This window comes from Enterobacter sp. MGH 24 (genome assembly GCF_000493015.1).
GTDB lineage: Bacteria > Pseudomonadota > Gammaproteobacteria > Enterobacterales > Enterobacteriaceae > Enterobacter.
In genome coordinates this window covers 762,389-787,880 of sequence record NZ_KI535657.1, presented here as the reverse complement: position 1 = coordinate 787,880, position 25,492 = coordinate 762,389, and the positions used below count along the sequence as shown (strand labels likewise).

At 51.8% G+C, this 25,492-nt stretch carries 25 protein-coding genes and 1 pseudogene; 10 read left to right on the top strand and 16 right to left on the bottom strand.

The window, feature by feature from the left end:
* The first annotated feature begins 57 nt into the window (after window positions 1–57).
* From lsrA to lsrG, 6 genes are read left to right on the top strand one after another with little or no spacing between them, the layout of a single operon-like run.
* Window positions 58–1,545, top strand: coding sequence for an autoinducer 2 ABC transporter ATP-binding protein LsrA (gene lsrA, locus L370_RS18075; RefSeq protein WP_023333526.1), 1,488 nt, complete (start codon window positions 58–60; stop codon window positions 1,543–1,545).
* A complete protein-coding gene (gene lsrC, locus L370_RS18080) occupies window positions 1,542–2,573 on the top strand; it encodes an autoinducer 2 ABC transporter permease LsrC (RefSeq protein WP_023333525.1) in 1,032 nt (343 codons plus the stop codon). The genes lsrA and lsrC overlap by 4 nt, the downstream gene beginning before the upstream one ends.
* Window positions 2,574–3,551 carry an autoinducer 2 ABC transporter permease LsrD gene (gene lsrD, locus L370_RS18085; protein ID WP_023333524.1) on the top strand — a complete coding sequence of 326 codons (978 nt, stop codon included), beginning with the start codon at window positions 2,574–2,576 and terminating at the stop codon, window positions 3,549–3,551. It begins immediately after the preceding gene.
* A gap of 1 nt (window position 3,552) precedes the next feature.
* Complete coding sequence (lsrB, locus tag L370_RS18090; RefSeq protein ID WP_023333523.1) at window positions 3,553–4,554, top strand: autoinducer 2 ABC transporter substrate-binding protein LsrB; 1,002 nt, start codon at window positions 3,553–3,555, stop codon at window positions 4,552–4,554.
* A gap of 11 nt (window positions 4,555–4,565) precedes the next feature.
* The gene (lsrF, locus tag L370_RS18095; RefSeq protein WP_023333522.1) at window positions 4,566–5,453 is read left to right on the top strand and encodes a 3-hydroxy-5-phosphonooxypentane-2,4-dione thiolase; all 888 of its coding nucleotides are present in this window, start codon (window positions 4,566–4,568) and stop codon (window positions 5,451–5,453) included.
* Entirely contained in the window at window positions 5,450–5,743 is a 294-nt protein-coding gene (lsrG, locus tag L370_RS18100; protein ID WP_023333521.1) for a (4S)-4-hydroxy-5-phosphonooxypentane-2,3-dione isomerase, read from the top strand. Before lsrF ends, lsrG begins: the two co-directional genes overlap by 4 nt.
* A 91-nt stretch (window positions 5,744–5,834) precedes the next feature.
* Here the strand turns inward: lsrG and L370_RS18105 are convergent, their stop codons facing one another.
* From L370_RS18105 to L370_RS0121765, 5 genes and pseudogenes are all read right to left on the bottom strand, one after another.
* Window positions 5,835–6,683 (bottom strand): dihydrodipicolinate synthase family protein, encoded by an 849-nt coding sequence (locus L370_RS18105; RefSeq protein WP_023333520.1) that lies wholly within the window; start codon window positions 6,681–6,683, stop codon window positions 5,835–5,837.
* Window positions 6,631–6,823: pseudogene (locus tag L370_RS23800) on the bottom strand (hypothetical protein); the annotation flags it as partial. The gene L370_RS18105 and the pseudogene L370_RS23800, both read right to left, overlap by 53 nt.
* Before the next feature lie 170 nt (window positions 6,824–6,993).
* Window positions 6,994–8,442 (bottom strand): alpha/beta hydrolase, encoded by a 1,449-nt coding sequence (locus L370_RS18110; protein WP_023333519.1) that lies wholly within the window; start codon window positions 8,440–8,442, stop codon window positions 6,994–6,996.
* 123 nt (window positions 8,443–8,565) lie between these two features.
* Window positions 8,566–8,859: a hypothetical protein gene (locus L370_RS18115; protein ID WP_023333518.1), complete on the bottom strand. Its 294-nt coding sequence runs from the start codon at window positions 8,857–8,859 to the stop codon at window positions 8,566–8,568.
* A gap of 12 nt (window positions 8,860–8,871) precedes the next feature.
* Window positions 8,872–9,297, bottom strand: coding sequence for a hypothetical protein (locus L370_RS0121765; protein ID WP_032666545.1), 426 nt, complete (start codon window positions 9,295–9,297; stop codon window positions 8,872–8,874).
* Window positions 9,298–9,377: 80 nt separating this feature from the next.
* Between L370_RS0121765 and L370_RS18120 the strand changes: the two genes are divergently transcribed.
* On the top strand, window positions 9,378–9,923 hold the full coding sequence (locus L370_RS18120; RefSeq protein WP_023333516.1) for a YfaZ family outer membrane protein: 546 nt from the start codon (window positions 9,378–9,380) through the stop codon (window positions 9,921–9,923).
* 97 nt (window positions 9,924–10,020) lie between these two features.
* Here L370_RS18120 and pagP read toward each other — a convergent pair whose 3' ends face one another.
* From pagP to ygjG, 9 genes are all read right to left on the bottom strand, one after another.
* Window positions 10,021–10,662, bottom strand: a complete 642-nt coding sequence (gene pagP, locus L370_RS18125; RefSeq protein ID WP_023333515.1) for a lipid IV(A) palmitoyltransferase PagP — start codon at window positions 10,660–10,662, stop codon at window positions 10,021–10,023.
* Window positions 10,663–10,829: 167 nt separating this feature from the next.
* On the bottom strand, window positions 10,830–11,198 hold the full coding sequence (locus L370_RS0121760) for an SHOCT domain-containing protein (protein WP_032666544.1): 369 nt from the start codon (window positions 11,196–11,198) through the stop codon (window positions 10,830–10,832).
* A 145-nt stretch (window positions 11,199–11,343) separates the two neighbouring features.
* Window positions 11,344–11,814 (bottom strand): outer membrane lipoprotein, encoded by a 471-nt coding sequence (locus L370_RS18130; RefSeq protein WP_023333514.1) that lies wholly within the window; start codon window positions 11,812–11,814, stop codon window positions 11,344–11,346.
* A 12-nt stretch (window positions 11,815–11,826) separates the two neighbouring features.
* Entirely contained in the window at window positions 11,827–13,086 is a 1,260-nt protein-coding gene (locus tag L370_RS18135; protein ID WP_023333513.1) for an arginine deiminase, read from the bottom strand.
* A gap of 21 nt (window positions 13,087–13,107) precedes the next feature.
* Window positions 13,108–14,547 carry a basic amino acid/polyamine antiporter gene (locus L370_RS18140; protein WP_023333512.1) on the bottom strand — a complete coding sequence of 480 codons (1,440 nt, stop codon included), beginning with the start codon at window positions 14,545–14,547 and terminating at the stop codon, window positions 13,108–13,110.
* Between the two features lie 121 nt (window positions 14,548–14,668).
* Window positions 14,669–15,346, bottom strand: coding sequence for a winged helix-turn-helix domain-containing protein (locus L370_RS18145; RefSeq protein ID WP_023333511.1), 678 nt, complete (start codon window positions 15,344–15,346; stop codon window positions 14,669–14,671).
* A gap of 626 nt (window positions 15,347–15,972) precedes the next feature.
* Window positions 15,973–16,473 (bottom strand): hypothetical protein, encoded by a 501-nt coding sequence (locus L370_RS18150; protein WP_023333509.1) that lies wholly within the window; start codon window positions 16,471–16,473, stop codon window positions 15,973–15,975.
* Entirely contained in the window at window positions 16,436–17,161 is a 726-nt protein-coding gene (locus tag L370_RS22505) for a winged helix-turn-helix domain-containing protein (protein WP_023333508.1), read from the bottom strand. Before L370_RS22505 ends, L370_RS18150 begins: the two co-directional genes overlap by 38 nt.
* Before the next feature lie 259 nt (window positions 17,162–17,420).
* Window positions 17,421–18,797: a putrescine aminotransferase gene (gene ygjG, locus L370_RS18155; RefSeq protein WP_023333507.1), complete on the bottom strand. Its 1,377-nt coding sequence runs from the start codon at window positions 18,795–18,797 to the stop codon at window positions 17,421–17,423.
* A gap of 435 nt (window positions 18,798–19,232) precedes the next feature.
* Between ygjG and L370_RS18160 the strand changes: the two genes are divergently transcribed.
* Both L370_RS18160 and L370_RS18165 read left to right on the top strand, forming a co-directional pair.
* Window positions 19,233–20,753, top strand: a complete 1,521-nt coding sequence (locus tag L370_RS18160) for a methyl-accepting chemotaxis protein (protein ID WP_023333506.1) — start codon at window positions 19,233–19,235, stop codon at window positions 20,751–20,753.
* A gap of 336 nt (window positions 20,754–21,089) precedes the next feature.
* Window positions 21,090–22,649: a methyl-accepting chemotaxis protein gene (locus tag L370_RS18165; protein WP_023333505.1), complete on the top strand. Its 1,560-nt coding sequence runs from the start codon at window positions 21,090–21,092 to the stop codon at window positions 22,647–22,649.
* Here L370_RS18165 and L370_RS18170 read toward each other — a convergent pair.
* The gene (locus L370_RS18170) at window positions 22,646–23,140 is read right to left on the bottom strand and encodes a PadR family transcriptional regulator (RefSeq protein ID WP_023333504.1); all 495 of its coding nucleotides are present in this window, start codon (window positions 23,138–23,140) and stop codon (window positions 22,646–22,648) included. The genes L370_RS18165 and L370_RS18170 overlap by 4 nt on opposite strands.
* Window positions 23,141–23,287: 147 nt before the next feature.
* On the opposite strand from L370_RS18170, the gene L370_RS18175 reads away from it, so the two are divergent.
* On the top strand, window positions 23,288–24,052 hold the full coding sequence (locus L370_RS18175) for a siderophore-interacting protein (protein WP_023333503.1): 765 nt from the start codon (window positions 23,288–23,290) through the stop codon (window positions 24,050–24,052).
* Here L370_RS18175 and L370_RS18180 read toward each other — a convergent pair whose 3' ends face one another.
* Window positions 24,053–25,222: a coiled-coil domain-containing protein gene (locus L370_RS18180; protein ID WP_023333502.1), complete on the bottom strand. Its 1,170-nt coding sequence runs from the start codon at window positions 25,220–25,222 to the stop codon at window positions 24,053–24,055. It lies immediately after the preceding gene.
* Window positions 25,223–25,492 lie beyond the last annotated feature (270 nt).

The window sequence follows — 25,492 nt, the reverse complement described above, 5'->3', positions numbered from 1 at the left end:
TCTACGCTTTTGAACATTATTAAATCTAAAAATCATTTGTTCAATAGCGGAGCGATGATGACACCACTTCTCGACGCGCGAAATATCAGCAAGCAGTTCTCAGGCGTGCCGGTTCTGAAAGGCATTGATTTCACGCTGCTTGCGGGCCAGGTGCACGCGCTGATGGGCGGAAACGGCGCGGGAAAATCGACGCTAATGAAGATCATCGCCGGGGTGGAAACGCCGGACAGCGGTGAACTTTCCGTCGAGGGGCAGTCATATGCGCGGCTCACGCCCGTGCAGGCGCACAGGCTAGGCATTTACCTGGTGCCGCAGGAGCCGCTGCTGTTCCCCAACCTGACGGTGCGGGAAAACATCCTGTTCCGCCTGCCGCGCGAGCGCGATCGGGAAAAGCGCCTGGCGGAGAAGCTCCAGCAGCTCCAGTGCCAGCTTAACCTCGACGCCACCGCCAGCACCCTGGAGGTGGCGGACCAGCAGATGGTGGAGATCCTGCGTGGATTAATGCGCAACGCCAGGATCCTGATCCTCGACGAACCCACGGCCTCCCTCACGCCGGGCGAAACCGAGCGGCTGTTTCGCCAGATCCGCGCCCTGCAGGCGCTCGGCGTCGGGATTGTCTTTATCTCGCACAAGCTGCCGGAAATTCGCCAGCTGTCGAGCCACGTCTCGGTGATGCGCGACGGCGCGGTGGTGCTGAGCGGCGAAACCGCGCAGTTTGACGATAATGCCCTAATTGCTGCCATGACGCCGGTGAGCCGGGAGAAATCCCTCAGCGATACGCAAAAGCTGTGGCTGGCGCTGCCGGGCAACCGCCGCACCCAGGCCCAGGATTTCCCGGTGCTGCGGGTGGACGATCTCACCGGGGAGGGGTTTATCGATCTCAGCCTTGAGATCTACGCCGGGGAGATCGTCGGCCTGGCCGGGCTGGTGGGATCCGGGCGCACTGAGTTTGCGGAAACGCTCTACGGCCTGCGGCCTGTGCGCGGCGGGCGGATCTGGCTGGAAAACCAGGAGATCACCGCAGATCCGGTCAGTTCACGTCTGGACAAAGGGCTGGTCTACCTGCCGGAAGACAGGCAGGTTTCCGGCCTGTTCCTCGACGCGCCGATCCGCTGGAACACCGTGGCACTGAACGAGCCTTCAATTTGGCAGCAGCGCAAGCGGGAGTCTGCGGTGGTGGAGCGCTATCACCGGGCGCTGGGGATCAAGCTCAACCATGCGGATCAAACCGTGCGCACGCTCTCCGGCGGCAACCAGCAGAAGGTGCTGCTGGCGCGCTGCCTGGAGGCCAACCCTTTACTGCTGATCGTCGATGAACCGACGCGCGGGGTGGACGTCTCGGCGCGCGCGGATATCTACCAGCTGATAAAAAGCGTGGCGGCACAGAACGTGGCGGTGCTGATGATCTCAAGCGATCTCGACGAGTTTCCCGGCCTTGCGGACCGGGTGCTGGTGATGCATCAGGGCGTGCTCAGCGGCGAGCTGCCGCGCCACGCCGTCAGCCTCGACAAGATGATGGCGCTGGCGTTCGGAGGGCAATCATGAAGACCTTACTCAAAAACCGCGAGCTGAGCGCGTTTCTCGCCATTCTGGCGCTGTTCGCCGTGCTGGTGGCGCTGAATCCGTCCTACCTGAGTTTACAGACGCTGGGGATGATCTTCTCCAGCGCGCAGATCCTGATCCTGCTGGCCATCGGCGCAGCGCTGGTAATGCTGACCCGCAATATTGACGTGTCCGTTGGCTCCATCGTCGGGCTGTCCGCCATCGCCGTCGGTGTGGCGCTTAATAGCGGCTACAGCCTGCCCGTTTCCATTCTCTTCGCGCTGTCTATTGGCGCGCTGGCCGGGGCGTTCAACGGGTTTCTGGTGGTGGGGCTGCGCATTCCGGCGATTGTCGCCACCCTCGGCACGCTGGGGCTGTACCGCGGGGCGATGCTGCTCTGGACGGGCGGGAAGTGGATTGAAGGACTGCCGCCAGCGCTGAAATCTCTCTCTGAGCCTGCCGCCGTCGGCATATCGCCGCTCGGCATGCTGGTATTAATTATCGCCGTCGTTGGCGCATGGACGCTGTCGCGTACCGCTTTCGGGCGTGATTTCTACGCGGTGGGGGATAACCTCGCCGCCGCGCGCCAGCTGGGCGTGGCGGTGAACCGCACGCGAATGCTCGCCTTTACCCTGAACGGCATGCTGGCGGCCTGCGCCGGGATCGTCTTTGCCGCGCAGATTGGCTTTGTGCCCAACCAGACCGGCAGCGGGCTGGAGATGAAGGCCATCGCCGCCTGCGTGCTCGGCGGCATTTCGCTGCTGGGCGGCACGGGCACGCTGGTTGGCGCGCTGCTCGGGGCCTTCTTCCTGACGCAAATCGATACCGTGCTGGTGCTGTTCAGGCTCCCGGCGTGGTGGAACGACTTTATCGCCGGGCTGGTGCTGCTGGGCGTGCTGGTACTCGACGGACGTCTGCGCCAGGCGCTGGCGCGCCACCAGCGGGCGCTAAAGTACGGCCGCTTCCAGCCGGGCAACAGAGGGGGAAAGCACGTCACCCCTTTTCCAAAACGCAAAAAAGAGGTGGCGTAAATGAGGCTTAACTGGGAAAGCGCGCTGCTCATTTTACTGGTGCTGGAGATCCTGCTCTTTGGCGCCATCAACCCGCGCATGCTCGATATCAATATGCTGCTGTTCAGCACCAGCGACTTCATCTGCATCGGCATTGTGGCGCTGCCGCTCACGCTGGTCATCATCAGCGGCGGAATCGATATCTCTCTCGGCTCGACCATCGGCCTGTGCGCCATCGCGCTGGGCGTGATGATGCAGGCGGGGTGGCCGATGGCGGTCGCCGTTCCATTGACGCTGCTGCTCGGCCTGCTGTGCGGATTATTTAATGCCGCGCTTATTCACTACACCGGCATCAGCCCGTTGGTGATCACCCTTGGCACGCTCTACCTCTACGGCGGCGGCGCGCTGCTGCTCTCCGGCATGGCGGGCGCGACGGGCTACGAGGGGATCGGCGGCTTCCCGGACAGCTTCACGGCGTTCGCTAACCTCACGGTGTTTGGCCTGCCGATCCCATTGGTCCTGTTCGCGGTAATCACCGTCTTCTTCTGGCTGATTACCCATCGCGGGCGCTTTGGTCGTCACCTGTTTTTAATCGGCCAGAATCCTCGCGCGGCGCGCTATGCGGCGCTGTCGGTGAACGGCATGCCCTACGCGCTGTACGGCCTGGTGGGCGTAGCCTCGGCGGTTGCCGCGCTGGTGATGGTCTCCTATTTCGGCTCGGCGCGTTCGGATTTGGGGCGCGATCTGCTGATGCCCGCGCTCACCGCCGCCGTGCTCGGCGGCGCCAATATCTACGGCGGGTCAGGTTCGGTTGTCGGTACGGCGCTGGCAGCGCTGCTGGTGGGCTACCTGCAGCAGGGTTTACAGATGGTCGGCATCCCTAACCAGGTGTCGAGCGCGCTGTCAGGGGCGCTGCTGGTTGTGGTGGTGATGGGACGTTCGCTGAGTCTGCACCGCGAGTGGGTGCGTTCTCTCTTTAGAAAACTATCCGGAGCGTAAGATGAAAACAAAACTGTTCGTCCTGGCAATGGCCCTCAGCTTCGCCTCGGCGCAGGCGGCGGACCGCATTGCCTTTATCCCGAAACTGGTAGGCGTGGGCTTCTTCACCAGCGGCGGCAACGGCGCGAAAGAGGCGGGGAAAGATCTCGGCGTGGACGTGACCTACGACGGCCCGACCGAGCCGAGCGTCTCCGGCCAGGTGCAGCTGATCAATAACTTCGTCAACCAGGGCTATAACGCCATCATCGTCTCCGCCGTGTCACCGGACGGCCTCTGCCCGGCGCTGAAGCGCGCGATGCAGCGCGGCGTCAAGGTCCTGACCTGGGATTCCGACACCAAGCCGGAGTGCCGCAGCATCTACATCAACCAGGGTACGCCGGAACAGCTGGGCGGTCTGCTGGTGGAGATGGCGGGCAAACAGGTCACCAAACCGAATGCGAAGGTAGCGTTCTTCTACTCCAGCCCGACCGTCACCGACCAGAACCAGTGGGTGAAAGAGGCGAAGGCCAAAATCGAGAAAGACCATCCTCAGTGGCAGGTCGTCACCACGCAGTTTGGCTATAACGATGCCACCAAATCCCTGCAAACCGCCGAAGGGATCTTAAAAGCGTATCCGGATCTGGATGCCATCATCGCGCCGGACGCCAACGCGCTTCCAGCCGCCGCGCAGGCGGCAGAAAACCTGAAGCGGGAAGGGGTGGCGATTGTCGGCTTCAGCACGCCGAACGTGATGCGCCCGTACGTTGAGCGGGGCACGGTGAAGGCCTTTGGCCTGTGGGATGTCGTACAACAGGGCAAAATTGCGGTCAATGTCGCCGATCGCCTGCTGAAAAAAGGCGATCTTAACGTGGGCGACAGCGTGGACGTAAAAAACATCGGGGCGCTGAAGGTCGAGCCGAACAGCGTGCAGGGCTACCAGTATGAGGCGAAGGGCAACGGCATCGTGCTGCTGCCGGAGCGCGTGGTGTTCACCAAAGAGAACATCAGCAAATACGATTTCTGACGGGGGAGCAAATGGCTGATTTAGACGACATCAAAGACGGTAAGGATTTTGGCATCGGCACGCCGCAGCAGAATGTGCCTTACACCCTGAAGGGCTGCGGCTCGCTGGACTGGGGCATGCAGTCCAGGCTTTCGCGCATCTTCAACCCGCAGAGCAACCGCACGGTGATGCTGGCCTTTGACCACGGCTACTTTCAGGGGCCGACCACCGGCCTTGAGCGTATCGATCTCTCTATCGCGCCGCTGTTTGGTGAAACCGACGTGCTGATGTGCACCCGCGGCATCCTCAGGAGCCAGGTGCCAGCCGCGACGAACAAACCGGTGGTGCTGCGCGCCTCCGGCGGTAACTCGATTCTGGGCGAGCTGTCGAACGAGTGCGTGGCGGTGGCGATGGAGGACGCGCTGCGCCTGAACGTCTGCGCGGTGGCGGCGCAGGTGTACATTGGCAGCGAGTTCGAGCACCAGTCGATCAACAACATCATCAAGCTTGTCGATGCGGGCGCGCGCTACGGCATGCCGACGCTGGCGGTGACGGGCGTCGGCAAGGAGATGGCGCGCGATGCGCGCTATTTCTCGCTGGCAAGCCGCATCGCCGCCGAAATGGGGGCGCAGTTCGTCAAAACCTACTACGTGGACGAGGGCTTTGAAAAAGTGACCGCCAGCTGCCCGGTGCCGATCGTCATCGCCGGGGGCAAAAAGCTGCCGGAGCACGAGGCGCTGGAGATGTGCTGGCGCGCGATCGACCAGGGCGCGTCCGGCGTGGACATGGGGCGCAATATCTTCCAGTCCAGCGCGCCGCTCGCCATGCTGAAGGCGGTGAAAAAAGTGGTTCACGAGAACTGGAACGCCCGCGATGCGTTCCAGTTCTGGCAGGAAGAGAAACAGGGAGAAGCAAAATGAACGTGACGCTGGTTGAAATCAACATCAAGCCCGAGCGGGTGGACGAGTTTCTGGAGGTGTTTCGCGCCAACCACGAGGGGGCAATCAAGGAGCCGGGAAACCTGCGCTTTGACGTATTGCAGGACCCGCGCGTGAAAACCCGGTTCTTTATCTACGAGGCCTATAAAGACGAGGAGGCGGTGCTGGCGCATAAGCAAACCCCGCACTACCTGGCGTGCGTGGATAGGCTTGAAGAGCTGATGTCGGAGCCGCGCAAGAAACGCAGTTTTGTGGGATTGTTGCCGGAATAGCGGATTTGCCCGGTGGCGCTGCGCTTACCGGGCCTACGGGTGGCGGGACGGTGCGGTAGGCCGGGTAAGCGCTAGCGCCACCCGGCGTTGTTCAGGCCAGCACCAGATCCGCAAGTATCGCAGCAAGCGCTTCGCGCGGCTCACCCTTAAGAGCCTGAAGCGGGAAGGGGAGCGCGGGTGTTTCAACTTTCCCCAGCATCTCTGCCGCTGCCGCTACCACCCGTAAGCTGCCGTATCGACGGAACAATTCCCATAGCGGCTCCAGCCGCTCGGATTGTACCGCCTCTTTTGAACGGGCAATCGCCAGCGCTGCTTGCGGAAACAGCCCGCCAACCACCGAGTACCAGACGTCAAACCCGGCCTGCAGGGCGGAGGCCGCTCGCCAGTCACCGGCGATGCCCAGCGTGACGGTATCAGGAAGACGAGCGCGTACCTGCGACAGGTCCTCCGGCACGCGGCCAAGCTTTATGGACCCTATATTCGGCAAGGCCGCGGCGGCAAATAACAGTTCATCGCTAAACGAAAAACCAGTCGTGGCGGGATTATCGTAAATGCACAGCGGTACGGAGAGCTGGCGGGTCACCGTTTCATAGAGATGAAACACTTCGTCTTCCGTTAATCGCTGGTACGACACGGGTGCCAGCAGCACGCCGGAGACTCCTGCCGATTGCGCGTCGTCAGCCAGACGTAGAATATCGTCCAGCCGTAATGCGCCGATGCTGACGATGACCGGAATGTCATCAGCATGCGCCACCGCGCAGCGTGCGATCCGGCCGCGTTCTTCAACGGTCAAATAGGCATAGCTTCCCGTTGAGCCCAAAATGCCCAGTGAATCCACGCCAGCGTCGACAGCGGGGCGCAGAAGATTGATGAATGCGTGCTCGTCAAACGTCCCCTCTCTCAGGGGCGTTAACGGAAACGCGCTTAACCCGTGAAACATCGTGTTGTCCTTCTTTGAAAGTATCAAACGGCTCACTGCCGTCGGCCAGCGAGCCAGAATAAGCAGCGAGATTTCACCGCCAACCAGAATGACGTATCGAAGACTCATCGCGCGGAAATATCCACCACCGGATTCAGGGGAGCCGTTCACTTCGCCAGGACACGGGAATGGGACAATCAAGTTATTGCATGTGAACGAGGGCTTATCAACTCTGACGGTCGATGAGACGATGGCAGAGTTTCACCGGTAACAACCGCCCGGTGGCGTGTAGCGTCCGGGCCTACAAAAACACAGCCTGGGCTCCGCTTTTTTAATTTATTACGCCCGCGATCCTATCCATCAGGTAGGGAAAGAAGGGATTTGACGTGATACGCATTAAGGAGTCCATATCCGCGAGCAAAACAGCACGCTCGCCTCTTACTCTTAAAATTCCAAGGCTGAGCCCATAGCGATTCGGTTCATACGGTTCACTTCCATATAAGGAATCATGTACAGGAAAAGGGAGAGCAACATGTGATAAAGAAAAAACATCTCGCGGATACAGCAGGTTAAGTGGCTGAACGTCTGCTGTTGTTGTGTGTGCTAAGTGTGTCGAAGCCACCATCTTCATGCTCTCTGAAGAGGCGTTTTTGACAATAGTCGTCGTAAAGGTACGCTCTGGCGTTGCCAGCAAATGCGATAGCGCACGATCGGAAGAGTGACGAAAGAGTGCACGAAAATTGACCGCGCGATTAATATCAAATAAAACCAGTTCGCTACCGTTATCCGGTAGGTTTTGATGAAGAACATCCAATACTGCTCTGGTGCTGACCGTGGAATCCAGAACGGATTGAAACGTTAGTACGTGAGGAAATTCTTTCCAGCGCGAACTTGAATTGCGCCGGTTAAGCTCGCGTTTTAATGACTCGGTAAGTAGATAAGCCTGGCGTGCGCCATTCACGGGAAAAGAATTATATTTAAAAGGATTAAATTCGGGGACCAGACCTAACCATGCCGCACGAGAAAAGGCCGGGAGAAAGGCCGTCCATTCGGCCATTCCCGAAAAGCGAGCAAAGCGACTTACCCCTATCATGGGGGAAATAAGGACTATTTGTTGTGGCTTCCTCAAACTACTGTCGTCAAGGGCGTCGAGGGCATATTTCATGGCCAGTGCCCCACCATTGGAAAAGCCAACAATATGCAGAGGCGTACCGGCATTTGTCATTTTCGTCGCCTCGCGTACGGCAAGGCGTGTTGCAGCCAGCCAGTCCTGCCATTTAACATCCGTTAAAGCCCCTGGTACGGTGCCATGGGCAGGTAAACGGATCCCGATTGCGACAAATCCTGCTTGTTGATACAGCCGGGCAATATGCTGCAAACTGTATGGGGAGTCCGTTAGCCCGTGCAATAACACGACTGCACCTCTCGGTTCCGTCTTTGTCCGCATGATGTAGGATCGATTCCAGTCCGTGGGAAGATTATCTGGATACACCGGGCTTAACGAGTTATAACGATTTAAACTCGTTGTATCATGATCGGCTTGCTTCATGACGACATGCTTATGGACCTCCATAAAGAGGGTGTTTTCGGCATTGATATAATCATCCCAGTCGGCTCGATCGATATCTTTTTCACGCAATTCATTCGGGACATACGTATGCCATGGCTGGAGTTCACCGCTACGCTGAACCCAATAAAACAGGCCTATCATTACGCAAATCATGACGCCAACCAAAATAAATATAAAACGCTTTATTAGAATTAAAGTTTTCTTGCGCATGATTTCTCTAAGCTATGGATAGTATGCAATATGGTTATAACTAAACCAGATACCTGCCGTCATTTTTTAAGAGACAGCATGGTTAACTTTGGGTGCATATTACAGTGTTTGGCGTTGCATCATTTATGCTTTTATCCATTGTACAATCAGTAATGAGTTAATGGCGAAATTGATATGGGCGACTATTGATAACATAATAAGAAGTGCGGCTAAAAATAACACTTTTAAATTGAGTGTGCGTCTTTTTTTTAAGTTTTCATCTAGCCATACCATATTTCTTATTTTGTTTTTTTGATATAAGTACATTACTCCCATAGATAAATATAAAACAGGTATGATAATGCTTGCAGAATTTATCTGCAACAAAAGTAATTCACTGCCAATTAATGCAAAAAGCCATGAGATAAATAGTAGCATGATTTCCTCCCCTCAGCTTTTTTTGTTGCTAATATAAAACCAAATCATAAACAGGACATCTAAAAACAACCAAACCCCACCCAGCAGCAAAACGTGCGTGACGGCTCCGGGCCAGAATAAGACTCCAGTTGGTGATACTGAAAATAAATCTTGTCCCCACAATGTGCGTGCCACAACCATGAATAGTGGCAGTAATAACAGATTGAACAGAAAAAGATATCGGATAAAGCTTGGATTTTTTTGGCGTTGGATATTCTCTGCCGGAAACATGCTTCCCTCTCTGGTTTCATTGAAAATAAGGACGTATTCTATTCTGGGAAGATAGATGGATTCTAAACGTACTTCATTTTTATAGAGTACACCCAAGACCAAAAGGTTATTGATGAATGGCAACCCAGCAGATTGGTATCTCTTCTTTGTTTGAACTTCATATAACATCTTCACCTAAAGTAAGTCACCAGTAGGCCCCTGAGAAAGGCTCTGACTTCCATTTTTTAATGTAGATTAGGTGATAATTGATGTTTAAAAAAACACTTACGGTAGTGGCAATTCTTTCAACTCTTTCTGTCAGCGCTAATGCTGCTGAAATTGGTGCCCAGTTAGGTACACAGCATACGGAGTTAAATGCACTGATAGCGCCAGAGCAGACCGGCATTTTTTATACTGCGAACTGGGCGAATAACTATAATGATGGCCGTAATTCAGGCGGTGTTGGCCTGGGCTATCAGGTATCTTTGGGGAAAGCCGATCTTTACGCTGGCGCCAAAGCCATCTATCTGGCGCCTAAAAAAGGCGATAACGGGTTTGCGGCACCTATTGGTGGCGGCTTACGTCTGCATTTTAGCAATGAACTTTATGCATACGGTGAAGGTTACACGGCGCCGCGCGGCCTGAACAATGCCGTAGAAAATTATGTTGAGGTTGATACAGGATTGGCCTGGCAGGTACAAGATTCAGTGAAACTCAAAGCAGGTTACCGTCATATTAGCGTCCATGGTAAATCCAGCACACCGAATCACACTTTGCTTGATGGCGCTTACCTGGGGGCCTCACTTAAATTCTAAAAAAGACTCACCGCGAGCGATAGGCTCGCGGTGAGTTATTGCATTTTCCACCTTCAGAAACGTGAATCCCTCTCAATTAGCACCTGTGAGTACGCATTTACAGGTTATAGCGTAACCATCCGAAAAGTACATTTCCATTATTATACGTGCCTGGAATATAGGTGAACTGAAAATTCACTTTTTTATAACTTACCGAAAAAAGCGGGAATACCATAGGCAAAGGGATATAGTTACCCATATCTTTACGCGCCGTTATCCCGGCGGTAACCCCTAACCCAAACCTGAACTCTTTTTGTTGGTCTGGATACCATCCCTTCTCCCATGCATAACCTGTCACCGGTTGCCATTCATTATGTGAGTCTTTAAATACCATCCCATAGATTGCACTCCAGTTGCCCTCGCTATGGTGACGAGAAATACCAACCCCAGCGCCCCAGGGCATTTCGTTATAGCGGTCTGTTTTTTCTTTATCGTACATGAAACGGTTATGCCAGCTAATAAAAGGAAGATAGATATCGTGACTGTCATAATCTGTCCACGTTAGCGTGATGTCGGAAACGATTTTGCTTCTCCAGTTCGCTGCATTATCATTTAAATGAGTCTGGCTATACGCTCGCGAGGCAAAAAAAAGCAGCCCACACCATAGTGCAACTGAGCAAGTTATCAAAAATAAATGATAAATCCCGCCAATAAAATAGATTTTTTCCTTATAATGTTTCCAGGGTGAGGCGCTTTTCATCGCGAACGCTCCAGTTGATATGGTTAAGTAAAAACTAATTGTTTAAATGATGGTTAAGCTGAGCTATTTAATAAACCTTTGAAATAGGTGTTAGCTGCTTTAGAGATGGTTAATTGACTAAAAACAACTGACTAAGGCAGATTTTTACTCCCCTTAGCCAGTTCAATTTAATTAATGGCTTTTTTCTTAAGGGTTTCGAATTCCTCTTGATTAATAACTCCTTGCTCCAGCAGTTTTTTTGCATCCCATATTTGCTCCGCTGGTGATTTACATAAAGTTGCAGCATTGGTATCCAGTCGGTAAGCACGTTGTCTTTTTGCCATTCCTTTTCCTCTCAGAATGAGATAAAAAATTGAGGTGATTAGGGGAATGAAAAGCAAAAGTATTATCCATAATGACTTAAAAAAGCCATTCAATGTATTATCACGAAATAAATCAGTAACTATCTGGAAAATAACAAACAAATAAGCAACGAAAAAGAATAATGAAAAAACAGTTGCTGCCATATTCCAGAATTGCAATAAATGAGTGGTCATGATGTGCCCTTTAAAAATTATACATGGTCATGAGGTAAAAAAGATTGATAAGATATTGATAAAAACCTAAAAAAACCTGCCGCAAAATATATTCATGCTGAGTTAAAGTACATTAATCCTGTTGTGGCAGGTCTGATAAAGTGATTTAGCGAGCTGGAGAAATAGTTACCTGACCGCGATGGGAGGTGATATTCACACGTTGCCCTACGACAAATTCTCCTTCACGGGCTGGCTGTACTGTGACGAATTCTGGACCATTATCAGGACGAATAAAGAGTTCCACAGCATTATTTCGCGCCATTCCACGTTGTATTGACTGTCCTGCCATCGCACCCGCAACGGTACCACCCGCTGTCGCTAACAGACGGCCGCTTCCGCCGCCAATAGCATTACCAGCAGCACCGCCAATCAAAGCCCCCCCGACCGTACCGGCAGCGCTGTTTCCAGTGTCGCTTTGGATGGTAATATTTCTGACTCCTGTTATTGTGCCATGTGAAAGCGCCATAACCTGACCGGAAAGCGCAGCACTCGCATGATTGGCAGAACCTACGGGCTTTTCCGCACAGCCAACCAATGTAAACAATCCGACGAAAATAAAAACACAGCGTTTAAACATCTTTATTCCTTATTAATAATCAACAGCATCACGAATTAATGGACAAGTCATACAGTGGCCGCCGCCGCGTCCACGGCCTAATTCACTACCAACGATTTCGATGACCTCAACGCCTTCTTTACGCAAACGATCGTTTGTTTTCGTATTACGGTCATAGGCGATAACGACTCCGGGAGACATGGCGACCACATTATTACCGCTATCCCATTGCTGACGTTCGGTGTCGTAAACATTACCTTCAGTTTCAACAACCCTAAGTTTTCCTAAATTAAGTGCTCCGGCAACCACGTCAGTTAACGGTTCTGAATAATGCTCCAGACGCATCCCGCCGGGGGAATCGTCTTTTATCAGTGCAAAGACTTCGATTTGATCAACAATGGCTGGATAGAGCGTCACTAAATCCCGGTCACAAAATGTGAATACCGTATCCAGATGCATCGCCGCTCGGAGTTTCGGCATCGCTGCAATGATTACGCGCTCGACATCGCTAAGCGGGTTTGAAAACAGGGCTGATGCGAGCTGTGCAATCGCTTGATATGACGTACGTTCGCTCATGCCAATTAAAACGGCCTTATTGCCGATAGGCATAACATCACCGCCCTCGAGGGTGGCTGAACCGTGATAACGTGTCGGATCCCCCCACCATGTATTAATCGTCTGACGGGTGAAATCAGGATGGAACTTATAAATAGCGGTAGTCAGTAGCGTTTCTTCACGACGCGCCTGCCAGTAAAGTGGATTAAGCGTAACCCCGTTGTAAATCCAGCTGGTTGTATCTCGCGTATAAAGCGTATTGGGTAACGGCGGAAGTAAGTATTCACGAAGCCCTGTCGCTCTTCCGACGAGTTCAAGCTCTTCTTTATCTCCCCTCCGTCTATTCAGCAAATCATTTGTTGAAAGCCCACCAATCATAAACTCTGCCAGATGATTTGCTGACAACGAATCCAGGAACGAACGTGTTTCATTAAGTAAACCTAATGGGATTTCATCGGCAGTGATCTGCTGTTCTGTAAGCCAGTTTCGGGCCTGGCGGTTAGCCAGCGTTTCTGCGAGCAGATCATGCATTTCTACAACTTCAACACCACATCCACGCATTTTATTAATAAAGTCGAGGTGATCGTGCCGGGCACGCTCTACCCACATGACATCATCAAATAAAAGTCTGTCGCAATTGCCTGGTGTAAGACGGCTATGCGCTAACCCAGGGGCGCACACCATTACTTTGCGTAATTGGCCGACCTCAGAGTGAACACCGAATGGTACCTCTTGCATATAGACTCCTTAAGGGATTAATTAAATGGTAATACTTCCAGTTACAATTCCATAAATACAGGCCACAGCAGCCAGTGCGATGACGGTAAATAATGTTTTCTCAGTTCCAGAGAATATTTTTTTGCCTTGCTCACGCTTGGCTATGTAATAAAGAAGCGTGCCGGGAGCATAAATGACAGCGGAGAGCAGAACATAAGTTAATCCTCCGGCATAAATCATCAAGGATGCATAGAGGGTGGCAATTAACGAGATCACCAGATCTTTATAATATCCTTTAGAAGAATGCTCATATGTTTCACGTGTAATCACCAGCTTCAGGCTATAAGCTGCAACCAGGAGGTAGGGGATCAGCGTCATTGCGCTGGTAAGTTCAAGCGCTAACTGGAATGCATAGTCGCTGAAAAAGGTGATGATTAAAAAAAGCTGTATGGCAATATTGGTCAACCATACGGCTGAAGAAGGAACAAACCAACGGTTCTCACGGGCAAACACCGAAGGCATACTCTTTTTTAATGCTGCAGAATAAATTACCTCTGCGGCAAGTAATGACCAGGAAAGATATGCCCCGAGTACAGAGATAATTAACCCCACGCTGATGAAAATCACACCCCAGCGACCCACTATGCTTTCGAGGACGCCGGCCATAGAGGGTTGCCGTAAAGCTCCCAGTTCGGCTTGAGGCATAACGCCATAAGAAAGCATGGTGACTAACATCAATAAGCACAGAACCCCGATGAAACCGAATACGGTGGCCAGGCCGACGTCTTTTCTGTTAGTCGCATAACGTGAGTAAATACTTGCGCCTTCGATCCCAAGGAATACAAATACAGTCACCAGCATGGTGCTTCTGACCTGGGAAAAGACCGATCTGAGGAGAGGAGGCTCTCCGGCGGCTCCGCCCCAGAAATTAAGCATAAACATATCTTTTTTGAACGCCATTATCAGGATGGCGATAAACACAAAAATAGGGATAATTTTGGCACACGTCGCCAGGGTATTAATGAAAGCAGCTTCTTTAATGCCCCGTAAAACAAGGAGATGGAATGACCATAAAACAATCGATGATACGGCGATCGCAAGCCAGGTGTTCCCTTCACCAAATGAAGGGAAAAAGGCGCCTAATGTGGATTTAATTAAAATAAAATAGGATACGTTACCGATACATGTACCAGCCCAAAAGCCCAGGGCGGAAATGAAGCCGGGATATTCGCCAAAACCGGCCTTGGCATAGCTGAAAACGCCAGCATTGAGTTCAGGTTTCCTTTCCGCAAGGTTCTGAAATACGAATGCCAGCATCAGCATACCGCCGCCAGCTATCACCCAGGCAATCATTGCGCCCAGCCCACCGGTTGCGCGTCCGAATGTCGCAGGTAATGAAAATATACCCGCCCCGATCATTGCTCCAACAACAAGGGTCGTTAAAGACCAAAGCGATAGCGTATTGTTCGCAGTTTTGCTCATAAAGTTTTCTTAAAAATGAAGCTGTAATTGATGAAATGAAAGCTTAGAGGCTGTTAATATACCGTTCCTAAATGAAGCTAACGTTTATGTCATAAAAGACAGCACAGTGTCTGACACCTATTCAGATGGCGCCATTTAGATCGTAGTAATAACCTTCTTCTCGCTGATGTCGGATTTGTCCGCTGTTATAAGGTGCAAGCTTCTTTCTTAAGCGACCAATAAGAACCTCGACAGTATTGTTTTCTTTCCCAATCCAGTCGTGATACAGATGTTTCATTATTTTACGTTTGCTCAAGGCCTGACCTTTGTTCTTCATCAAAAGTTTCATAATCTCGAATTCAAAACCAGTTAGCCTAATTTTTTCTTTATTAATGAAAAGTATTTTACTGTTCAAGTCGAGTTCTAAATTACCAGCAGAAATACGTTTGGAAGGGGTAAGGTAATTTCTGCGTACCAAAACCCAAATTCTAATGATAATTTCTTCAATATGACATGTTCTTACTACATAATCATCCGCACCGCTTTCAAGCGCTTTCACTTTGTGTTCAATATCGTTACTGCTGTTTAGGATCATAATGCGGATATTACGTCCTTCGCGTCGCCACTTACGAATCGCCTGTAACTCGGTCGTTGAAAGAGTCTCGCATGACATAATTAGCAATTCAGCTTTATTTGAAAACATAAATAGCTCCACTTCCTTAATGCTTGAAGACACATCAGTTAATATGCCTGCTTCCTCAATTTGTGTTTTCAAAAAATGCTGATGTACAATGTTAGGATCTAATATTAGAACACGCATATCTTCCTCTTATCTCATATGCAATATGATAACCTTGTTACATAATTACCGAGTAAAGACGCTTATAGGCCTTTGATAGATCTGATGCGTTTATTATGAATTCAAAAAGATCTTTATCTATAAAGGCTATTAACACCGCCTCTGTAATCAGGGCGATACATAATGCGTATAATAGATAAATAACCATGTTTCACCCCTCGTTTTAGTTGCGTCATTTATTGCGGTTACTGATGTTTAATGAAATAGATTTCTATGCTTATCAGGTATAAGCATCATCATCTAACGTTCGCTAAATAGTACTTTCTAAAAAAATCGAGGCAATTCTTTTAAGAGGTGAGCAGTAAATACAAAATAATAAATGCCAAAATAAAAGAAGTGCAGGGGAGATGGTGTGAAAAGCAGATGAAGTAGAATTAAATCACATTTAGTCAGGTTTAATAAGGTTTTTATTCTTTAATTCTGTAAGTGGGTGCTCATGTATAGATGAATATATGGTTTATTTGTTTGCTCTATAGTTTGTCTTTTGTTAAAGAGTAAACGTAGAAAGCGCTCTTGCTTTAACAATTAGTACATCGATAATGCATTTGTAATATTATTATAACGTGCTATGTACTTACGCAGCTGACTCATTTGCGGCAAATAAATATAGAACGCTGTAAATCGCTTATTCGCCAGGTTTCGGTGCCAAGCTTATCTATCTTGTAATGCAAAACAGGTTGGCTTGAGGTGAGTTTTTCAGTCAACTCAGAAGGCGCATTATGCTGAAGATTGGAAACAAATTTACCTTTTGTAACTTTATGGAAGCCGTTTTGAACATCTTTGTCCATCATCATATTCCCAGTGCGATCGACAAGGTACTCTTTACCAAGATAATTCAAGGTGCCGTACTCACTCACCGTTACGAGACCTTCATTTGTAATATGAAAAACTATTTTGATATTGCCGTTTATGCCTTCCCGGGCATTTTTCTCATCTGCACGGTTGATATGTACGGTTGACATACAGTTCATAGGTAAGTAGCTATAAATGCCAACAAGCTTGTGTATGCCCACCACAAGCAATGGGAGTAACAGCAGACTAAGGACAATATTAATTATTGTTAATATTGACGTAGTTTTCGCATTCATGACCTTTCCCTGTATTTACTTTGCCGCATACGGCAATGTGAGTGGAGTATACCTTGCTTTTTAAAGGGGCTCTGTTGTCATCAAAATATATTATGCTGGTTTTTTTGGTGCACTGTATGGCGATTTTCTGACCTAGCGTTGTGTTAAAAAATGCGTCGATATTTTCTTGTTTTATTACATTTACATCACTAAAAACATCGCATAATCCCACGGATTTATATTTGTGCAAATTGCTATTGTTTGCGTGGTTTAAATAAAATGTACCGAATGTAGACAGGATCAGGAATGTTAAAATTATTGTGCTGATGTGAAAACTTTTGTTCGAAGAGTATATATTCTTTAGTTTTTCGCGAGTATTGCTGCTGATAGGATTAACAGGAGTGCATTTACAGTGAAGTACAAAACCTTGCTTCGGTATTGTTTCGATTTTGTCTTCAAGTGAAAATTCAAGAAATGCTTTCCGCAATAGCGATATGTTTCGGTTTAAATTATTATCTGATGCAACCAGTCCATGCTCTTCCCACACTTTTTCAAGTAGTTCAGTACGACTTATTTGCCTGTTATTTGCATCAATGAGTGCATTTAATAATCGCGAAGTGGCCAGTGATAGCTCAACTGTATGTTTATTATCGGTTAAAGTGCGTAAGTCATTATTATAATGCACAATACCGTCAAGTAGGTACTCCATCGCCTAAACGCCCTCATAGATGAATATAAGCATTATAATTTGAGCGCTAATCTTATGCAACATTATGATTTTTGTCTGGAAAGATTGATTTTTATGGATGTAAACGCTGATGTTAAACATCAGAGGTTTATTTTTACAATGTAGCCTAAAGGTTGCATTTTTTCCCGCATTATTACGCGTTGACAGGAATATAGATAGCAGGAAACGAAGACTGTCGATTCAGGTAAAATATTTCCCCTCGGTAGAGGGGAAATATTCATTACGCATCCACACTTATTCGCAGCGCTGCCAGCGCTTTACGCGCCGCTTTAAGCACCTGCTCACACTGCTCAATCGTCAGCGTCAGCGGCGGTTCAATGCGGATGGTTTTCGAGTTGTTGAGCGTTCCGGCGACCAGTACCCGCTGGCGGAACATCTCGCTCGCGAAGCTATAGCCGGTTTCGTTATCGACAAACTCAATCGCCATCAGCATTCCTTTCCCACGCGCGTCCTGCACCAGGTCCGGATACTCCCGGCCTAACTGACGGAAACCGTCCAGCAGCATGTCGCCTTTCTGCTCCGCCTGCGCGGGCAGGTTTTGCTCCAGCAGCACGTTGATGGTTGCCAGCGCGGCCGCACAGGCCAGCGGGTTACCGCCAAAGGTGGTGGTATGCAGGAACGGGTTGTCGAACAGCACCGAGAACACCTCTTCAGTCGCAACCGTCGCACCAATCGGCATCACGCCGCCACCGAGCGCCTTCGCCAGGCACAGGATGTCCGGCTGAACGTTTTCATGCTCGCAGGCAAACATCTTGCCGGTGCGCCCCATCCCGGTCTGGACTTCGTCGAGGATCAGCAGCGCGCCAAACTCATCGCACAGCTGACGCACGGCAGGCAGATAGCCCTGCGGAGGGAGGATCACGCCGCCTTCACCCTGAATCGGCTCCAGGATCACTGCCGCCACGTCATCGCCGGTTTTACGGCATTCGCTCAGCACGGTGCGCATGGCGTTGATGTCGCCAAACTGCACGTGGCGGAAGCCCGGCAGCAGCGGCATAAACGGTTTGCGGAAGGTGGATTTGGCGGTAGCAGACAGTGCGCCCAGGGATTTCCCGTGGAACGCGCCGCTGGTGGCGATAAAGGTGAATTTCCCGCGCGGCGACTGGTACGCTTTGGCGAGTTTAATCGCCGCTTCGACCGATTCCGTGCCGCTGTTGCTAAAGAAGCTGTACTTCAGTTTGCCGGGCGTTAAGGCCGCCAGCGTTTTCGCGAGCATGGCGCGAAGCGGGTCGAGCAGTTCCTGGCTATGGAGAGGTTGTTTCGCAAGTTGATTCTGTACGGCGGAAACCACAACTGGATTACGGTGCCCCACGTTGAAGATACCAAAACCACCCAGGCAATCGATAAACTCCTGTCCCTGGGTGTCGACAAGCGTGTTAAGACTCCCCGCTTGCCACTCTACGGCTCCGTAATCCCCGCCGGCGGTAACAGATTTGCGATACTCCAGAAAACCTGGATTGACGTGCTCTTTAAAGTAATCGATGACCTCTCGGTTAAGTTGTTTCATCTCCTCATGATCGAGCGTTTGCTTCTCAATGAGATTCAGTGCGTGCGCGGTACAGGCAAGAGCCGAGGCGCTGGAAGGTAACCTGTTCAAAATGTGCTCCCGGGGATCGCGTATCACATGATACTGGTTTAAGTATTGCAGGGATTACGCCACTTCAGATGACTTAACGAAAATCGGGATAAACGCCAGGTTAAAATAATGTTGCACAATATTTAATCATGCCGAAGCAACCGAAACGGGATTTAGCGGTCCAGGACAGAGAGGACAAATGAGGGCGAAAAAGCGCAATTGCACTAAAGAAGTGCATTCGCTGCTACTTAAGTGGGCATTAACTGGTCATGCTTTACAGGTAATTTCTTATCGAAAGTATTTGAAATCAATGAATTATAAAATCGTACAAAAAGTATGGTTTAAGTCAAATCTGCGATCTTCATCAAGTTTCACAACTAAAGATAAATTGTTTACCGCCGAAAAAACATTGACCCACAAAATTAACATTCAAATAACCTGCAAGGGATGCCCACGATGTCCTCTCCAACTTATGTCACCCAGAATGAATATCCTCTGGAGGATGACACCACCTTAATGTCTACCACAGACCTCCACAGCTACATTACCCACGCCAACGACACCTTTGTGAAGGTGAGCGGCTACCAGCTCGATGAGCTGACGGGCCAGCCGCACAATATGGTGCGCCACCCCGATATGCCAAAAGCCGCGTTTGCCGATATGTGGTACACGCTGCAGCAGGGCGAGCCGTGGAGCGGGATTGTCAAAAACCGGCGCAAAAACGGCGACCACTACTGGGTGCGTGCGAATGCGGTGCCGATGGTGCGCGGCGGGCAGGTGACGGGCTATATGTCCATTCGCACCAAAGCCACAGCGGAAGAGATTGCCGCCGTGGAGCCGCTCTACCGGGCGCTGAACGACGGAAGCTGTAAGAAACGTGTGCACAAGGGGCTGGTGGTTGGAAAGGGCTGGCTGGGCAAACTGCCGTCAATGCCGCTGCGCTGGCGCGTGCGCAGCGTGATGGCGGGGCTTTTTGCCGTGCTCGCCGCCACGCTGGTCGCGACCTCCGCCGGGTGGATGCCGCTCGCCGCAGCCGGGCTAGTGATGCTGCTGGGGACACTGCTGTTTGAGCAACAGATTGTCCGCCCGGTAGAGAATGTGGCGCGACAGGCCCTGAAGGTCGCAACCGGTGAGCGCAACAGCGTGCAGCATCTGAGCCGCAGCGACGAGCTGGGGCTGACGCTGCGCGCGGTCGGGCAGCTGGGCCTGATGTGCCGCTGGTTAATCAATGACGTGTCGAGCCAGGTGGTGAGCGTCCGTGACGGCAGCGACAGGCTGGCGCAGGGAAATGAAGACCTGAACGATCGTACGCGTCAGACCGTGGCGAACGTGCAGCAGACCGTCGCAACAATGAACCAGATGGCCGCGTCCGTTCAGAGTAACTCTGAAACCGCCGCCGAGGTGGATAAACTCTCCGTGGCCGCGAGCAGCGCGGCCACGAAAGGGGGCAACGCGATGCAGACCGTGGTTAAAACCATGGACGACATTGCCGACAGTACGCAGCGAATTGGCTCGATTACCTCTCTAATTAACGATATCGCTTTCCAGACCAATATTCTGGCGCTGAACGCGGCGGTTGAAGCAGCAAGGGCAGGGGAGCAGGGCAAAGGTTTTGCCGTGGTCGCGGGCGAAGTTCGCCACCTTGCCAGCCGCAGCGCCAACGCAGCGAATGATATTCGCAAACTCATTGATGCCAGCGCCAGCAAGGTGCAGTCCGGCTCTGAGCAGGTGCACGCCGCAGGCCGCACGATGGATGATATCGTTGTGCAGGTGAAAAACGTGACGCAGCTTATCGCCCAGATCAGCCACGCGACCTCCGAGCAGGCAACCGGGCTGTCAGAGTTGACGCGCGCGGTGGCCGAACTCGACAGCATCACGCAGAAAAACGCCGACCTGGTCGAGGAGAGCGCCCACATTTCTGCAATGGTGAAGCACCGCGCCGGACGCCTTAAGGATGCGGTGACCGTGCTCCATTGAGTCAATAATGTTCCGGAAAAGCCGTTTATTTCGTAAGGAATAAACGGCTTTTTATTTTCTGGTTGTAACTATTAATGTATTTTATTGTTAATTTAACATTAAATAACTAAAGAAAGTGCCTCAGTTATTTATCCCTGCCTAAGTCAGTTATCCAGAACGCTATTTTGAAAAATCCACTTCTGGTGGTCTGGTAACGATCAATGGAGCAATATTAATAGCCTCTACCTATCCATTAAGTGAGTTATGAAATAAAAAAACGATCAAACTCATAAAGTTAGCAAAATCGTTACCGATAACAGCGATCGTCTGAGAAATAATCACATCGATGGAGAAAATATGTTCTTACATGACGTAAAGATCGGCACGAAATTATTTCTGGCGTTTGGATTCTTTATTGTCCTGATGGCGATCAGCGCGAGCCTGTCTCTGCTGAGCCTGAACCGGGCTAATAACGGGATGCAATCCATTATTACCAGTGATTATCCGACCACGGTAAAAGCGAACCAGTTAATCGATAACTTCCAGGAATTTATTAGCACTCAACAGCTGATGCTGCTGGACGAGCAGGGCACTTACACGGGGCAATCTCAGCAGCGCCTGAAGGAGATCAGTGAGCACATCACGGTGATCCTGGGCGAGCTGAACAACGCGCTGCAGGATCAAAAGTCTCAGCAGGTGCTGGCGGAAATCCGCAGCGTGCGCCAGCAGTATCTGGACTCGCGCTACCGCATTTTGCAGGCGGTGCAGAACAACAATCGTGCGGGCGCTATCCAGGAGATGATGACCACTACCCTCGCCGTGCAGCAGGCTTATAAAGCGAAGGTGAAGGAGCTGATTACCATTCAAAACAGCGAGATGCAGAGTGCCGGCGCGCAGGTGGAAGGGGATTTCAGGTCTAACCGTCTGCTGCTGATCCTGCTTACGCTCTTTAGCGTCGCGGCAGGCAGCCTGATTGGCTGGTTTATCGTGCGCGCTATCACGCGTCCGCTCGGCGAGGCGGTGCATTTTGCGAAAGCCATTTCAGAGGGCGACCTGACGGGCAGCATCACGCCACACGGCAAAGACGAAACGGGTCTGCTGCTGCATGCGCTGATGGAGATGAAAACGCGACTGCTGGACATTGTGCAGCAGGTGCAAACCGGCTCGGAGAATATCTCCAGCGCAGCCGCGCAGATTGTCGCCGGGAACCAGGATCTGGCCGCGCGCACGGAAGAGCAGGCAAGTTCTGTCGAACAGACCGCCGCCTCGATGGAGCAGATCACCGCGACGGTGAAAAATACCGCCTCGCATACCGGGGAAGCAACCAACCTCTCGGCGGATGCCGCCACGGTGGTCAAAAACAACGGTGAGATGATGAAGCAGGTGACCAGCAAAATGCGCCTGATTAACGAGACGTCGAACCGAATGTCCGACATTATCGACCTGATCGACGCCATTGCTTTCCAGACCAACATTCTGGCGCTGAACGCAGCGGTGGAGGCGGCGCGCGCCGGCGAGCACGGTCGTGGTTTTGCGGTGGTAGCGGGTGAAGTTCGCCAGCTTGCCCAGAAGAGCGCGTCGTCTGCCAGCGAAATCCGCGAGCTGATTGAAAGCTCAACCAGCCAGACTCAGGACGGGATGAACCTGGTCGAGAAAGCGAGCGCGCTGATCAACGGGATGGTAGGCAACGTAGAAGAGATGGATGTGATCCTGCGCGAGATCCGCCAGGCCAGCCATGAGCAGACGGAGGGGATCTCCCAGATCAACAGCGCGATTGGCCTGATTGATGCCACCACCCAGCAAAACTCCGCGCTGGTGGAGGAGTCCGTCGCGGCGGCGGCATCGCTTAACGAACAGGCGATGCACCTGAAGGAGCTGGTACGCGTCTTCCGCGTGAGCGAGCACGCTCCGGCTTAGTCCAGCTGGGAGATCTCGAGCGCCGCGCGGTCGATTACGCCGATAATCTGCTTAAGCTGCGCGTCGCTGAGCTCTCCCTGATTCACCTTCAGGTCTAACACCGCTTTGAAGTTATCCAGCGCCCGCTTCATCTGCGGGTTTTTGCGCAGCTGAAAACCGACGGAACGCGCTTTGATACGCACCTGGATCTGTTCCAGCTGTTCCCGGTTTTCGTCCAGCCAGCGTTGTCCTTCAGCGGTAATCGCAATCTTCTTACGACCGCTCTCTTCTTCCGTAATGGTGATAAAAGTCTGATCCTGAAGATAATCCAGGGTCGGATAGATCACTCCTGGGCTCGGGGTGTAGTTCCCCTGAGTCAGATTCTCGATCTCTTTGATCAGCTCATAGCCGTGGCTCGCGCTGCGGGTCAGGATATCCAGAATCACCAGCCGCAGATCGCCGTGGCCGAAAAAGCGCGGTCGGCGCCCGCCGCTGTCGTGTTCGTGTCGCATAAAAGGTCCTTCAATTTGATATATCTAAACTATATCTAAGATATATTCAGATGCAATCTAAAAGATCTTGCATTTTTACTGACTAGTAATCATTATCATTTGAAAATTAATTTAGATATATCGTATTCACCAGAGAAGGGGCTACAAATGGCATCTACCCGTTACCCACAGCGTGTTCGTAACGATCTGCGCTTTCGCGAGCTGACGGTGCTCCGCGTTGAGCGCGCCAGCGCGGGTTTCCAGCGTATTGTTTTAGGCGGCGAGCAGCTGGAGGGCTTTAGCTCCCGCGGTTTCGACGACCATACCAAAGTCTTTTTCCCGGCGCCCGGGGCAACGTTTGTGCCGCCGGTGGTTACCGATGAAGGCATCGAGTGGGGCGACGGCGTACGGCCGCAGGCGCGCGACTATACGCCGCTGTACGATGAGGCAACTCATGAGCTGGTGCTCGATTTCTTCATTCACGACGGCGGTATTGCCAGCGGATGGGCAGTACAGGCGAAGGTGGGAGATAAACTGACCATCGGCGGCCCGCGCGGTTCACTGGTGGTGCCTGAGGATTACGCCTGGCAGCTGTACGTGTGCGACGAGTCCGGCATGCCCGCGCTGCGTCGACGCTTAGAGAGCATTGCTAAACTGCCGGTTCGCCCGCAGGTTCATGCGGTAGTGACGGTTGGGGACGACTCTTATAAGGACTATCTGGCGCACCTGAGCGAATTCAACATTACCTGGGTTGTAGGCCACAACGCGCAGGCGGTAGCGGACCATCTGGCGGCACTGACCGTTCCGGTGGAAGATTACTTTATCTGGCTGACCGGGGAAGGGAAGGTGGTGAAGACGCTGAGCCGCCAGTATGAAACCGACGCGATTGACCAGCAACTGGTGCGTGCCAGCGCATACTGGCACGCCAAATAGTCAGGCGGCGGAATCCAGCTGCGCTTCGTTCACCTGATGTTCGAGCGAGGCGCGGACCTCGTGCAGCGCTTTCTCCTGCTGAGCGAAGTACGCTTCCATATTGTTGAGCGATGAGACCAGCAGCCAGGACTCCTCTTTCTCCAGCTCCGCCAGCTCGTTCACTAAAATGTCGATCTGCTCGCGGACCTGCGCCATTTTTTTGCGGATACGTTCCAGATCGTTCAGCCTGTCGCTTGCCATCAACGGCTCAAAGCCCTGCTGCAGACGGGCCACCAGTGAGCGAATGGTTTTAACGTCGCCACGCTGCTTCGCCTGGTTGAGCTGGACCATCATCGCGTTAGCTTCCTCTTTCAGGTCGTCCGCCACCAGGTCAGGGTGGCAGAGCTTGCTCGCCTGACGCCAGAGGCGTTTCAGCTCGTTCCGATCCTCTTCCGAAAGATCCTTGCCCTTGCGCAGCCGCACTTCGGCATCGTGATGCTGCTCGCGATACTTCTCGTACTCTTCGTTAGCGTCGTCGCGCGCCCGACGCGCAGGCTCCTCTTCGCGCGTTAAGCCGCTCTCCAGCTCCAGCGCTTCGGCCAGCAGGTTAGCAATCAGATTGCTTTGCTGCTCCAGATGCTTACGCGCCTCAGCGGCCTGGACGGAGTCGGCCGGGAGATCGCGCCAGCGCTGGGTGAGCGTCGCCAGCACCTCCACCGCCTGCGCCATATAGCGCTGGCAGCGACGGTAATCTTCCTCGCGACGACGCGCTTCCGCCTGCTGACGACGCAGGTTGAGCTCTGCCAGCGTTTTACGCAGGGCGAGGATCTGCTGCATCAGCGGGCCGAGACGGGAGAAATAGAGATCGTTGAACTCATCGAGCTGCTGCACCCGGGCGTTGCGGCGATCAATCAGATCGCGCAGACGCTCTTCCAGCGCTTTCAGCTCCAGCTTGCTGGCAGCCACCTGCGGATCGCGCCACTGGGTCACAGCGCGCTGGCCCTGCAGCCAGGCGGTAATTGCCGCCATCGCAGAGGTGTAGTTCTTCTCCTCAAGCGCCACGACGATTGCCTGTAGCTCATCGTCAAACGCTTCATTTTTCAGGCGTGTCAGCTGGCTCTGGATGATGTCGTCATCTTCCAGTTCAATGGCATTTTTAATGATTTCTAGCCGTTTGATCGGTGTGCTCATGATGCCTTTCGCTTTGGCGCTTAAGTATTTGAGTTAAGGTTAGTTGTTGTAAAAGCTACAGGAAATAATACACACGGATGATGATCGGCGCGATGGGGGATTTCTTTAATCTTGCTTCAGATATACCCCTGCAAAAATCTGAAAATGCACCAGAAATATCCTTATTCTCTTTGCTGATATTTACACTATTTACTTTTTGAAATAAGTTGCTCGTTTTTTAACAGTCAAGTTTGAAAATGGACTTTAGGCGGAGAGTAAAGAGTGTTAGGG